At 63.2% G+C, this 12,491-nt stretch carries 11 protein-coding genes; 8 read left to right on the plus strand and 3 right to left on the minus strand.

Going from position 1 to position 12,491, the window contains the following annotated elements:
- The first annotated feature begins 35 nt into the window (after nucleotides 1–35).
- A complete protein-coding gene (locus PM2_RS17015) occupies nucleotides 36–521 on the plus strand; it encodes an isochorismatase family protein (protein WP_016714645.1) in 486 nt (161 codons plus the stop codon).
- Nucleotides 522–666: 145 nt separating this feature from the next.
- On the opposite strand, the gene PM2_RS17020 is transcribed toward PM2_RS17015, so the two are convergent.
- Together PM2_RS17020 and PM2_RS17025 are read right to left on the minus strand one after the other, a co-directional pair.
- A complete protein-coding gene (locus PM2_RS17020; protein WP_028699315.1) occupies nucleotides 667–3,438 on the minus strand; it encodes an amino acid adenylation domain-containing protein in 2,772 nt (923 codons plus the stop codon).
- Between the two features lie 535 nt (nucleotides 3,439–3,973).
- Nucleotides 3,974–5,650 (minus strand): sigma-54-dependent Fis family transcriptional regulator, encoded by a 1,677-nt coding sequence (locus tag PM2_RS17025; RefSeq protein WP_028699314.1) that lies wholly within the window; start codon nucleotides 5,648–5,650, stop codon nucleotides 3,974–3,976.
- A 374-nt stretch (nucleotides 5,651–6,024) separates the two neighbouring features.
- On the opposite strand from PM2_RS17025, the gene PM2_RS17030 reads away from it, so the two are divergent.
- From PM2_RS17030 to PM2_RS17060, 7 genes are all read left to right on the plus strand, one after another.
- Nucleotides 6,025–6,282: a phenol hydroxylase subunit gene (locus tag PM2_RS17030; protein WP_016714641.1), complete on the plus strand. Its 258-nt coding sequence runs from the start codon at nucleotides 6,025–6,027 to the stop codon at nucleotides 6,280–6,282.
- A 55-nt stretch (nucleotides 6,283–6,337) separates the two neighbouring features.
- A complete protein-coding gene (locus PM2_RS17035; RefSeq protein WP_016714640.1) occupies nucleotides 6,338–7,333 on the plus strand; it encodes an aromatic/alkene monooxygenase hydroxylase subunit beta in 996 nt (331 codons plus the stop codon).
- A complete protein-coding gene (locus tag PM2_RS17040; RefSeq protein WP_016714639.1) occupies nucleotides 7,330–7,599 on the plus strand; it encodes an MmoB/DmpM family protein in 270 nt (89 codons plus the stop codon). Before PM2_RS17035 ends, PM2_RS17040 begins: the two co-directional genes overlap by 4 nt.
- A gap of 32 nt (nucleotides 7,600–7,631) precedes the next feature.
- A complete protein-coding gene (locus PM2_RS17045; RefSeq protein ID WP_016714638.1) occupies nucleotides 7,632–9,146 on the plus strand; it encodes an aromatic/alkene/methane monooxygenase hydroxylase/oxygenase subunit alpha in 1,515 nt (504 codons plus the stop codon).
- 64 nt (nucleotides 9,147–9,210) lie between these two features.
- Nucleotides 9,211–9,570 (plus strand): phenol hydroxylase subunit P4, encoded by a 360-nt coding sequence (locus PM2_RS17050; protein ID WP_016714637.1) that lies wholly within the window; start codon nucleotides 9,211–9,213, stop codon nucleotides 9,568–9,570.
- An 11-nt stretch (nucleotides 9,571–9,581) separates the two neighbouring features.
- A complete protein-coding gene (locus tag PM2_RS17055) occupies nucleotides 9,582–10,643 on the plus strand; it encodes an NADH:ubiquinone reductase (Na(+)-transporting) subunit F (RefSeq protein ID WP_016714636.1) in 1,062 nt (353 codons plus the stop codon).
- Between the two features lie 76 nt (nucleotides 10,644–10,719).
- Nucleotides 10,720–11,619 carry a SphA family protein gene (locus tag PM2_RS17060; protein ID WP_016714635.1) on the plus strand — a complete coding sequence of 300 codons (900 nt, stop codon included), beginning with the start codon at nucleotides 10,720–10,722 and terminating at the stop codon, nucleotides 11,617–11,619.
- A gap of 49 nt (nucleotides 11,620–11,668) precedes the next feature.
- Here PM2_RS17060 and PM2_RS17065 read toward each other — a convergent pair whose 3' ends face one another.
- Nucleotides 11,669–12,367 (minus strand): pirin family protein, encoded by a 699-nt coding sequence (locus PM2_RS17065; protein ID WP_016714634.1) that lies wholly within the window; start codon nucleotides 12,365–12,367, stop codon nucleotides 11,669–11,671.
- Between the last annotated feature and the right edge of the window lie 124 nt (nucleotides 12,368–12,491).

A 12,491-nucleotide genomic window follows, 5' to 3' on the forward strand; every position in this document is an offset into this window, starting at 1 on the left:
ACTCCGCGCCATTTTGCCAATGGCCGGAGTACGCTATGCGCCAGGTTTTGCTCATCGTCGATGTCCAGTCCACCTTCAGCCCGCCCGAGTGGCTGGTTGATGGTTTGCGGCGGTTGTCAGCGAATATCCCTACCATTGCTTCGGTCGAGTTGCATGACGAACAGGTCACACCGTTCGAGCGGCAACTCGGCTGGCACCCGGCGGCTGAGGACGAGAGCCTGGTCGAAGCCGACCAGGTCTTTATCAAGCATGGCTACGGGCAGAGCGCCGAAGCTATCGAGTACATTCGGCAGCTGGGTGTAGAGCGGGTGCTGGTGTGCGGGCTGCAGACCGAAACCTGCGTGCTGGCCGCTGGCTTTGCCCTGTTCGATGCGGGGCTGACGCCTACCCTGGTGACGGACATGACCGTAGGCTCTTCGCTGGACCGTTCGGGCAAGCTGGGCATCGCGTTGTGGCAGCATCACTTCCGTCAAGTCACTACTTCGGTAGAGGTACTGGCCGAACTGGCCGGACAGGCCTGACGCATGTCGTCACTTTACCGTCATCTGGCGCCTCGAGCTCCCGGGCCAGGTCAATGTGCTGGCGATTCCCAAACCTGTGAAGTTGCAGGATGGCGACGTCGATTATAGCGCCCGCTACAGTACGTGGTATCGGAATTGCCCAGCCTCAAGCGGAGGTGGCGCGCTCGGCTGCATCTGCTCCGCGCGCCGGGTTCTGCCTGTTCTTGCGGTTGAATAGAAGGCGCAACAGGGTATTCCAGCAGTAGGCCACCAGCACCCCGCCGGCCAGTGCCAGGGTTACCTCGAACAGTGGGTGATTGAAAATACGGCCCGCCAGCGACAGGAACTGGAAATGTGTCAGGTAGATATACAAGGTTGACGAGGCAATCACCGCACCTGCCCGTGCCACCAGGGCAGGCACTGGCACCGAGCGAACCCAGATCAGGGCCAGCATCGCCGGCAGCGCGATATCGATATAGCGCGAGAATGTCTGCCAGCCCACGCCGGCAATCGCCATCAGGTCCAGCTCGCCGACCACCAGCACCGCCACCGCGCTGGCCACCCATTTACGCGCGGTAGTGTCGGCATGGTGCACAGCCATGCCCAACACCATGACGGCCAGGAAATGCTGTGGTACCCGGTTGAACAGCGCACCGGCGTCGAACACGAAGCGGCTGACCAGCACATCCAATGCCACCAGCGCACAGGTCGCAATGATCAGGCAGCGGAACGGGTCGGCGAGGACCACCTGGCGCACACGCCGGATCGACAACACCAGGCCGATGATCAGGATCATCTGCACCAGCACTTCGATGTACCAGTAATTGAACACACTGACCTCGCTGGCCGGGAACCAGTTGGAAACCAACAGCAGCGATTGCCAGTGCAGGTGGTCGAATACCAGCTGGATCAGCGCGGTGTACAGCACCGTTGGCACCACGATGGCTGCCAGCGACCTGAGCAGTGTGCGCGCATCGCCACGTTCTTCGATGGCCTTGAGCTGGAATCGCGCCAGGCTGATGCCGGAAACCAGGAACAGCACCGACGTTTCGCCCACGATCAGCCAGTGGTCGAACGCGCTCAGGTGGCCGACCACGATCAGGATGATGGCAAGCATGCGCACGAACACCGGCATTTCCATCACCCGCCAAGGGCCCTTGGGCGGTGCGCTCAGTTCGGCCAGCTGGCTCACCGGCAGGGTTTCCCAACGTTCAGGGAGGTGACCGATCAGTTCCTCCAGCACGCGTGAAGCCTGCACGAACGACAGTGAATCGCCGCCCAGCTCGACGAAACTCAACCTGGCATCCAGGCGTGGCACCTGGAGGATGCGCGCCCAGGCGGTGCTCAGCTTTTCCGCCAGTGGGGACAGGAGCACGTTGGCCGTGTCGTCAAAGGGCGCAGGCAGGGCGCGTTTGTCGAGCTTACCGTTTGGGGTGAGCGGCAGGGCATCGAGGAACACGAAAAGCGCCGGCACCATGTAGTCCGGCAGTTGGCCGCTGAGCGCCTGGCGCAGTGCATCGGGGGTGGTGGGCGTGCGGCTGACGCAATAGGCAACCAGCCGGGTCGAGGCGCTGTCGTGATTAGCCACGACCACGCATTGCCCGATGTGCGGGTGGCGGGTGATGGCGTTTTCGATTTCCGCCAGCTCGATGCGATGGCCACGGATTTTCACCTGGCTGTCGCCGCGTCCCAGAAAACGGGCGCTGCCATCGACCAGGCAGGTGCCCAGGTCACCCGTGCGGTAGCAGCGGTCGCTTGAGTCGCCGGTGAACGGGTTGGCGACGAACTTGGCCTCGGTCAGTGCCGGGTCGCCCCAGTAGCCTTGGGACAGGTAGGGGCTGCGGATCAGGATTTCGCCCGTTTCCCCTTCGCTGACCAACTGGTTGGCCGGGTTGACCACCAGCAACTGTGCATTGGCGATGCCCTTGCCCAACGGGACACGCGCATTGTCGGCGTGCGGGTCAAGCATATGGAAGGCCATTGCTTGTGGTGTTTCGGTGGTGCCGTAGAAGTTCACATTGACGGCGTTGGGCGCAATGGCGCGGATTTGTTGGTACAGCGCCGGGCTGAGCGCATCGCCGCCCCAGAACAGGTAGCGTAGCCGGTCGAGCACCTGGCCATTCAGGTGTGCGCCGGTTTCGATCAGCTTGCCCAGTGGCGGGGTGAGGTGGATCACGCTCACGTTGTGCTGATGAATCCAGCTGGCCAGCCGGGACGGGTCGGTCAGGGTTGGCTGGGCAGGGCAGGCGATGGTCGCGCCGATCGACAGAGGCGTGAACACGTCGCGGTACACCGGGTCGTGGCCCAGGCCGGAAAGCAGGGAGAAGGTGTCGGCCTGGCTGAAGCGATGCCGGCGTACATGCCAGTCGATGAAGTGCACCAGCGGCGCGTGGTGGGTGACGATGCCCTTGGGTTCACCGGTGCTGCCCGAGGTGAAGGTGATGTAGGCAGGGTGTTCGGGGTTTACGGCGGGCAGCGCCACAGGCAGGTTGGGGAAGGCTTGCAGTGCGTCAGCGGGGGCTTGCGGCACCGTAACGACAAGAGGGCAGTCGGTATCGACGGTCGCCTCGCCACAGCGCAGGACCACGGCCGGCCCCAATGTGCGGACGATCTGTGCAATGCGCGCAGGCGGGTAGGCGGCGTCGGCCACGGTAAAGGCCAGGCCGGCGCGCAGGCAGCCGAGCATGGCGTATACCAGGGCGGCGCAGCGGCTGGCGACGATGACCACACGATCGGTGCCGCTGGCAGCGTTTTCTACCAGATAGGCGGCAATGCCCTGACTGATCTGCGCGAGCTGGGCATAGCTGCAGGTGGTGTGCTGGGCATGAATGGCGATGGCATCCGGGCAGTGACCGGCCTGTTCGAGGAAGGCGTGGTGAATGGGCTGCTCGGCACGGTACTCCAGGCACAGCGTCGGGTTCGGGCGCAGGTCCGGCATGATGGGTAAGGGCTCCGCATGAACGTTGGGGCTGGCTGGTAGCACAACGCTAGTGCACGGTGGCCGGTGGCGCCAATCCGAGTGGCTGCTGCGCGATAGCCGGGTGCGCACCCTGTGAGAGAGGATTTACCTGCGAACACTCGCAAAGACGGTGCCACGCACCACGCTGTATTTTTGACCGCCCAAAGGATCAATCTCAGATGTTTCCTACAAGGAATTAGGACGCCCCATGAACCTTCGGCAAGCGATTCCTCGTTAGTGTTCAGGGACCATCACGGTCCCTTTCAAGGCCTACTGGGCTATCGCCCGGCTCTTCATGCAGCAAGGCCCTGAAGCCCTACCCACATTCGTGCACCCACCCCGCGACTGGAACGACGACGATGGCCTGAGCCACATGCATTGCCTGGCACCAAAGGTTGAATGGCCAGCGGACATAGACCGCGAATCCCGTACTGCACCCTCTGAAGAAGCTGCAGTGGATGGCACCGGCTAGAACCGCTCTCACAGGGGCTCTGCAAAAATTGCTACGGTGGATTCACCCCCTCTTCAGCCTGTAGGCCAGGGCAGGGCGGGTCATGCCGAGCAGGCGGGCGGCTTCGGAAACGTTCTGCCCACAGCGCTGCATGGCCTCCTGCATCAGCACCGCCTCGACGGCGTCCAGGCCTGTACCGCTGTCGAGAATCTGCGCCACCCAGCCGGGCGTAGCCTGGTCACCGTCTGCCACCAGCCGGCCATCGCTGCCCAGTCCGATACTGTCGAAAGCCGGAGGGGCATGCGGGAACAGCGCGTCCAGGCCGATGCTCTGATTCTCGTCGGTGATGATCACCCCGCGCTCCATGAGGTTTTCCAGTTCGCGGATGTTGCCCGGCCAGTCGTATTGCAGGCACACCTGCATCGCCCGGTCGCTGAGCCCACGGGTTTTCTTGCCGTAGCTGTGGTGCAGGCGGCCGAGGAAGTGCTCGATCAGCAGCGGGATGTCTTCGCGGCGTTCGCGCAGTGCCGGAATGTGCACCGGGAACACGTTCAGGCGGTAGAACAGGTCGGCCCGAAAGCGCCCATCCTTCACGGCCTGTTCGAGGTTTTCGTGGGTGGCGGCGATCACCCGTACATCCACCGACCGCGTGCGGCTGTCACCCACGCGCTCTAGTTCGCCTTCCTGCAGCACACGCAACAGGCTGGCCTGGGCGCGTGGGGTCAGCTCGACGATTTCGTCCAGGAACAGCGTGCCGCCGTTGGCCCGTTCGAAGCGGCCCATGCGTGCCTGCTGGGCGCCGGTGTAGGCGCCTTTCTCCACGCCGAACAGCTCGGCTTCGATCAGGTCCGGCGGTATGGTCGCGCAGTTCAGCGCCACGAACGCGGCGCCAGCGCGCTCGCTGCGCAGGTGCAGGCTGCGGGCGATCACTTCCTTGCCAACCCCGGTTTCGCCCAGCAACAGCACCGAGGCCTTGCCAGGGGCGACTTTGTCGGTGAGTGCGCAGCAGCGCCGGTACACCGCCGACTGGCCGATGCCATAGAACTGCCCCGACTCGTACTGCAGGCGCTGGCGCAGGTTGGCCACCTGCACCTGCAGCGACTGCAGCTCGTCGATCACCGGGTCGCTCTGGAAGTAGCGCAGGAAGGTGTCGGCATCCTCCCATTGCTCCACTGGCTTGCCGATGATGCGGCATTCGCTGCCACCGCAGCCACGGCAACTGACCTCCTTGTACAGCACCTGGCGGCCGAGGAAGAACGAGCTGTAGCTGATGGCGTAACCGAGCAGCATCCAGCACACCGGTTGCTCGGAATGGATGGCTTCGGACTGGCAGTTTTCCACCTCGAAGGAGTCCTGCCATTCGATGTCGGCGTAGAAATGGCCGTTGTCCAGGTCGATTTCCAGCTGCAGCGGGCGCACCTTGACCATGCCCTTGAGCGAATGCAGTTGCGGGCCGATGAAGAACATGTCCACCGGGTTGCCATTGGGCCGCAGCTTGCGCGCCAGCTCGGCGTCCTTCAGCCCCGACTGGTAACCCAGGCGCAGGAAGAAGCCCTTGGCCCGCTCCACGCCAAGCATTTCGATCAGCTCGCGGCGCATGCTGGCCATGGTTGCGGCCTGCACCAGCAGCATGCGCTGCTCGTCCAGCCAGATCTTGCCTTCGGTGCCTTCGAACCGTACCCGTTCGGTCAGGTCCTTCAGCGCCGGCGCAGGTTCCGGTGCCCTGTACTGGGTAATCATTCGCTTGCGCCCCTTGTTTGTAGTTGTATGGGGAATTGGCGTGCACCCGCTCAGGCAAGGCGGGTTTGCTGGTCACGCCGGGACGACCGCAGTCTGCAGGCAAGGCCCGGGTCGTTCTCTTTTCTAAACCGCCTGAAAGCGGCGCAAAAGTCAATCGCCGGTGACGTTTGCCATTTGCTCAAACGGCGCTGGCGCATTTGAGCAAATGATCAAACGGGCAGACTGCAGCGTGCGCATAGCGCTGCCTCAGGGTAACGCGTAAAAAAATTAAAAGCCTTTAAAAACAATTAGTTGTGTTGAATTTTTGGCGATTTCAAAGCGCCTGGCACAGCCGTTGCTCTAGCCCCTGGCACGTCCAACCAGAGCACCAGCGCATGACTCAAGCCACCACCACCTTCGAGCAAATGCCGCGCTACGTCCGTGTACGTAGCGAGCCGGACGCCGCCTTCGTCGAGTTCGACTTTGCCATCGGTTACCCGGACCTGTTCGTCGAACTGGTCCTGCCGCGCACGGCCTTCGCCAGCTTCTGCGCCAGCAACCGGGTGCGCCACATGGACGCTGCGATGGCTGCTGCCGTCGATGCCGACATGCGCAAGTGGCGCTATGGCGAAAGCCGCGACGCGGACGAGTAGCGCGCCGCCTGCTGGCGCATTGCATTCCCACAACAACAAGTACAGGACGCCTTGCATGAGTATCGAGATCAAGACGGCCACGGTCGAGCCGATCCGCCAGACCTTCAGCCACATCCGCCGCCGTTTCGGTGACAAGCCGGCCAGCCGCTACCAGGAAGCCAGCTTCGACATCGAGGCCGCCACCAACTTCCACTACCGCCCGCTGTGGCAGCCCGACAAGCTGCTCAACGACCCCAGCCGTACCGCCGTGCAGATGGCTGACTGGTACGCCGTCAGCGACCCGCGCCAGTACTACTACGGCGCCTACGTGCAAGCCCGGGCACGCATGCAGGAAAACGCCGAGCACAGCTTCGCCTTCTGCGAAAAGCGCGAGCTGCTGGCCAGCCTGCCGGCCGAAACCCGTGCTTTGGTCGCGCGCCTGCTGCTGCCGCTGCGCCATGCCGAGCTGGGCGCCAACATGAACAACAGCGGCATTGCCGCCGACGCGTTCGGCACCAGCGTCACCCAGATGCACATGTTCCACGCCATGGACCGCCTGGCCATTGCCCAGTACCTGTCGCGCATCGGCCTGCTGCTGGAGGACGACGGCCTGGCGTTGTTGGCCGAGGCCAAGCAGCGCTGGCTGGACGAGCCGGCCTGGCAAGGGCTGCGCCGCTATGTGGAGGACAGCCTGGTGGTGCGTGACTGGTTCGAGCTGAGCCTGGCGCAGAACCTGGTCAGCGACGGCCTGCTGTATCCGCTGTTGTTCGAACACTTCGATGCGCAGCTGGTGGCCATCGGGGCAGGGCAGCTGGGCATGCTCACCGAGTTCATGCGCCTGTGGTTTGCCGAAAGCCAGCGCTGGGTCGATGCGCTGGTCAAGACGGCCGCAGCCGAGAGCCCATACAACCGTGAGTTGATCGAAGGCTGGGTGTGTGAGTGGCGCAGCCGTGCCGTGCAAGCGCTGCTGCCGCTGGCCGAGGCCGGCCCAGGCCGTGACGCGCTGGATGCTTGTGACAGCGCCTTTGGCGCACGCCTGAAAAAACTTGGCCTCAGTGGAGACGCCGCATGACTTCCCTCGTGTACATCGCCTTCCAGGACAACGACAGCGCCCGCTACATCGTCGAGGCCATCACCCAAGACAACCCGCATGCCCAGGTGCAGCACCAGCCGGCGATGATCCGCGTGCAGGCCGAAGGGCGCCTGGAAATCCACCGCGCCACGGTGGAAGAAATGATCGGCCGTGAATGGGACGTGCAGGAAATGCTGATCGACGTGATCACCCTCGGCGGCAACGTCGAGGAAGACGAAGACTGCTTCGCCCTGCACTGGAACTGATCCGCACAACGACAAGAACAAGGGAGACCACCATGGCCGCCAAGCGCCTCAACCAGAAAGACAAGTACCGCTGCCTGACCCGCGACCTGGGCTGGGAGCCAAGCTACCAGAGCAAGGACGCCATCTACCCCTACGAGCGGTTCGAGGGCATCAAGATCACCGACTGGGACAAGTGGGAAGACCCGTTCCGCCTGACCATGGACGCCTACTGGAAGTACCAGGCCGAAAAAGAGAAGAAGCTGTACGCCATCTTCGATGCCTTCGCCCAGAACAACGGCCACCAGAACATCTCTGACGCCCGCTACGTGAACGCCCTGAAACTGTTCCTGAGCGGCGTCACCCCGCTGGAGTACCAGGCCTACCAGGGCTTCGCCCGTGTCGGCCGGCACTTTGGTGGCGCCGGCGCACGGGTGGCCTGCCAGATGCAGGCCATCGACGAGTTGCGCCACGTGCAGACCCAGGTGCACGCCATGAGCCACTACAACAAGCACTTCAACGGCCTGCATGACTTCGCCCACATGCACGATCGGGTGTGGTTCCTGTCGGTGCCCAAGTCGTTCTTCGAAGATGCGCGCACAGCCGGCCCGTTCGAGTTCCTCACCGCCATTTCGTTCTCGTTCGAGTACGTGCTGACCAACCTGTTGTTCGTGCCGTTCATGTCGGGTGCCGCGTTCAACGGTGACATGGCCACGGTCACCTTCGGCTTCTCGGCGCAGTCCGACGAAGCCCGGCACATGACCCTGGGCCTGGAGGTGATCAAGTTCCTGCTGGAGCAACACGAGGACAACGTGCCCATCGTGCAGCGCTGGATCGACAAGTGGTTCTGGCGCGGTTACCGGCTGCTGACCCTGGTCGGGATGATGATGGACTACATGCTGCCCAACAAGGTGATGTCCTGGGCCGAAGCCTGGGAGGTGTACTTCGAACAGGCCGGTGGCGCGTTGTTCAAGGACCTGGAACGCTATGGCATCCGCCCGCCGAAGTACGTCGAGCAGACCACCATCGGCAAGGAACACATCAGCCACCAGGCCTGGTCGATTTTCTACCAGTACAGCCAGGCCACCAACTTCCACACCTGGATCCCCACCGACGAGGAGCTGGACTGGCTGTCGGCCAAGTACCCGGACACCTTCGACCGCTACTACCGGCCGCGCTACGAGCATTGGCGCGAGCTGCAGGCGCGCGGCGAGCGCTTCTACAACCCGACGCTGCCGATGCTGTGCCAGATCTGCCAGATCCCGCTGGCCTTCACCGAGCCGGATGCGCCCACGCAACTGAGCCACCGCAGCCTGGTGCATGAGGGCGAGCGCTACCACTTCTGCTCCGATGGCTGCTGCGACATCTTTGCCTTCGAGCCGGAAAAGTACGTGCAGGCCTGGCTGCCGGTGCATCAGATCCTGCAGGGCAACTGCGGTGGCGGCGATGTCGAGGCGGTGGTGCGCGACTACTACAACATCGACCCCGGGCAGGACAACTTCGAGTACCAGGGTTCGCCCGAGCACCAGCGCTGGGATGCCTTGCAAGGCACCGGGCGCAAGGCCGGCTGAGCCACCGAACCACCAGGGCGCCGTTGACGCGCCCTGGCCTTACAAGAACAAGAGGAACAACGCCATGCCCGTGACCGCCATTGGCACCTACACTGCCCAGCCCCTTGACCGCCAGGCCAACTTCCACGGCGCCCAGCTGGTGTACCTGTGCTGGGAAAACCACCTGCTGTTCTGCGCACCGTTCACCCTGCCGGTGGACCCGGCGCTGCCCTTCGCCGCTTTCATCGAGCAGGTGGTCAAACCGGCCATTGCCCTGCACCCGGATGCCGCCCAGGTGGACTTCGCCACTGCGCGGTGGCGCCTGGATGAGCAGCCCTTCACGCCCGACCTGGCCCGTGGCCTGGCGGCCAACGGCATCACCCACAAAAGCCTGCTGCACCTGCATACCCCCGGCCTTGAAGGCCTGGGCGGCAGCCACAACTGAGGAGTGCCGCCATGAGCTATCAAGTCACCATCGAACCCACTGGTGAACAGATTGAAGTAGAGGAGGGGCAGACCATTCTCGAAGCCGCCCTGCGCCAGGGCGTGTGGCTGCCGTTTGCCTGCGGCCACGGCACCTGCGCTACCTGCAAGTGCCAGGTACTGGAAGGCGAGGTCGACCTCGGTGCCGCTTCGTCCTTCGCCCTGATGGACATGGAACGCGACGAGGGCAAGGTGCTGGCCTGTTGCGCCATCCCGCAGAGCGACCTGGTCATCGAGGCCGACATCGACGTCGACCCGGACTTCGCCGGCCTGCCGGTGCAGGACTACCACGCCGTAGTCACTCGGCTGGTCGAACTGTCACCGACCATTCGCGGCGTGCACCTGAAACTCGACCGGCCGATGGCCTTCCAGGCCGGGCAGTATGTGAACCTGCAACTGCCAGGCATTGAAGGCAGTCGCGCATTTTCCCTGGCCAACCCGCCCCAGCAGGCGGATGAGATGGAACTGCATGTGCGCCTGGTGGAAGGCGGCGTGGCCACGGGGTACATTCACCAGCAGCTCAAGGTGGGCGATGCGCTGGCGCTGTCCGGCCCATACGGGCAGTTTTTCGTGCGCAGCTCACAACCGGGCGACCTGATTTTCATCGCTGGCGGCTCGGGGCTTTCCAGCCCGCAGTCGATGATCCTCGACTTGCTGGCCCGTGGCGATACCCGCCGCATCACCCTGTTCCAGGGCGCTCGTACCCGTGCCGAGCTGTACAACCGCGAACTGTTCGAAGCGCTGGCTGCCCGCCATGCGAACTTCAGCTATGTGCCAGCCCTCAGCCAGGCTGCCGAAGACGCGCAGTGGCAAGGTGTGCGCGGTTATGTGCACGACGCGGCCAGGCAGCATTTCGATGGCCGCTTCAACGGCCACAAGGCTTACCTGTGCGGCCCACCACCCATGATCGATGCGGCCATCACTTGCCTGATGCAGGGCCGACTGTTCGAACGCGACATCTTCATGGAGCGCTTCTACAGCGCCGCAGACGGTGCCTCCGAAGGCCAGCGTTCGGCCCTGTTCAAACGCATCTGAACCTTTTGGCGTCTGGCTCCCTGGCCACAGGGGGCTGGCGTGCACCCGACCGATAACAACAAGAAAGGTTGACCCGATGACCCCGACCCTTGCAAACCTGCTGCGCCTTGCCGTGTGTGCCTCGTTGTTCGGCGCTGCCAACCTGTCCCATGCCACCGAAGGCGGCGGCACGTCTTACCCGCTCGGTGCCGAAAACTACATGTCCGGCGCCATGCCACCACCGGGTTTTTATGGCCAGCTGTTCGTCAACCACTACGAAGCCGACAACCTGCGTGGCAACGACGGGCGCAAACTACCGGTGGACTTTCGTGTACGTGCCAACGCCATCGTGCCGCGGTTGATCTGGGTGAGTGACTACACCGTGCTAGGTGGCAGCCTGGCGTTGCATGCCATCGTGCCGCTGGTGGATGTGAGGGTCTCGCTCAATGGCCAGTCGCAGCACAACAGCGGCCTGGGCGACGTGATCTTCGGCCCGGCGCTGGGCTTTCACCACAGTGACAAGTTTCACAGCATCCTGGCCTTCGACATGATTGCCCCCACCGGCCGCTACGACAAGAACGACCTGGCCAACCCCGGGCGCAATTACTGGGTGTTCGAGCCGGTGTATGCGATGAGCTACATCGACCCGGCCGGGCTCAACCTGGATGCCAAGGTGATGTACGACTTCAACCGGCGCAACCCGGCCACCGATTACCGCTCGGGGCAGGAGTTTCATGTGGACTATGCCGTGGGATGGGGGCTTGGGAATGGCTGGGTGCTGGGGGTAGGGGGGTATTACTATCGGCAGACGACTGACGACCGTCAGGACGGTGAGCGTATCGAAGACAACAAGGGGCGCAGCTTTGCCATCGGCCCGTCGATCAAGTACAGCGGCAAGGATGGCTGGTTCGTGACGGCGAAGTGGTCTAAGGAAACCGAAGTGCGCAACCGCGCCCAGGGTGATGCTTACTGGTTGAAGCTGACGCTACCCTTCTGAAAATGGGGCCAGTGCAGACATTACAAGGCTGCCTGTACTGGCCGATTCATCAGGCCACATCTACCAGCACGATCTCGCTGTCTTCGATGGCGGTCACCCGCAACACTTCTTCCTGCTCGATCGCCACGCCATCACGCGCCTTGGCCCGCAACCCGTTCACCTCCACCAGCCCCTTGGCCGGCACCAGGTAACCCCGGCGTGCGGCATCGAAGCGGTACTCGGCAGTTTCACCCGCACGCAAGGTAGCAGCCACCAGCCGCGCATCGGTGCGAATCTGCAGGCTGTCTTCATCGCCCACGCGGCCGCTGGCCAGGGTCACGAAGCCTTCACCACGTTCGCCTTTGGGGAACGGCCGGGTGCCCCACTGCGGTGCTTCACCGGTGCGCTCCGGCACGATCCAGATCTGGAAGATACGGGTATCGACGTCCTCCAGGTTGTACTCGCTATGCACGATGCCGGTACCGGCGCTCATTACCTGCACGTCACCGGCTTCGGTGCGGCCCTTGTTGCCCAGGCTGTCCTGGTGGCTGATCGCGCCTTCACGCACATAGGTGATGATTTCCATGTCGCGGTGCGGGTGCGGCGGGAAACCGCTGCCGGCTGCGATCAGGTCGTCGTTCCATACCCGCAGGTTGCCCCAGTGCATGCGCGCCGGGTCGTAGTACTCGGCAAACGAGAAATGGTGGTGGGCGTCGAGCCAGCCATGGTTGGCGTGGCCGAGGCTATCAAACGGTCGCAGTTGCAGCATGATCGTGCTCCTTGAATCAGTGGAATGACGCCATGATGCGCTAAAGAAACATCGAAAATAAGCGTAAATATCGGCTTAAAATAATCAGTTTAATAGATGTTAATTCTGCTGGCCTTTCTTCGCT

This window comes from Pseudomonas monteilii NBRC 103158 = DSM 14164 (genome assembly GCF_000730605.1).
Taxonomy (GTDB): Bacteria; Pseudomonadota; Gammaproteobacteria; order Pseudomonadales; family Pseudomonadaceae; genus Aquipseudomonas; species Aquipseudomonas monteilii.

Coding starts and splice junctions, on each gene's coding strand:
- PM2_RS17020 (WP_028699315.1), bottom strand. CDS start 3,438: ATGCCGGACCTGCGCCCGAACCCGACGCTGTGCCTGGAGTACCGTGCC.
- PM2_RS17015 (WP_016714645.1), top strand. CDS start 36: ATGCGCCAGGTTTTGCTCATCGTCGATGTCCAGTCCACCTTCAGCCCG.
- PM2_RS17025 (WP_028699314.1), bottom strand. CDS start 5,650: ATGATTACCCAGTACAGGGCACCGGAACCTGCGCCGGCGCTGAAGGAC.
- PM2_RS17030 (WP_016714641.1), top strand. CDS start 6,025: ATGACTCAAGCCACCACCACCTTCGAGCAAATGCCGCGCTACGTCCGT.
- PM2_RS17040 (WP_016714639.1), top strand. CDS start 7,330: ATGACTTCCCTCGTGTACATCGCCTTCCAGGACAACGACAGCGCCCGC.
- PM2_RS17050 (WP_016714637.1), top strand. CDS start 9,211: ATGCCCGTGACCGCCATTGGCACCTACACTGCCCAGCCCCTTGACCGC.
- PM2_RS17055 (WP_016714636.1), top strand. CDS start 9,582: ATGAGCTATCAAGTCACCATCGAACCCACTGGTGAACAGATTGAAGTA.
- PM2_RS17045 (WP_016714638.1), top strand. CDS start 7,632: ATGGCCGCCAAGCGCCTCAACCAGAAAGACAAGTACCGCTGCCTGACC.
- PM2_RS17060 (WP_016714635.1), top strand. CDS start 10,720: ATGACCCCGACCCTTGCAAACCTGCTGCGCCTTGCCGTGTGTGCCTCG.
- PM2_RS17035 (WP_016714640.1), top strand. CDS start 6,338: ATGAGTATCGAGATCAAGACGGCCACGGTCGAGCCGATCCGCCAGACC.
- PM2_RS17065 (WP_016714634.1), bottom strand. CDS start 12,367: ATGCTGCAACTGCGACCGTTTGATAGCCTCGGCCACGCCAACCATGGC.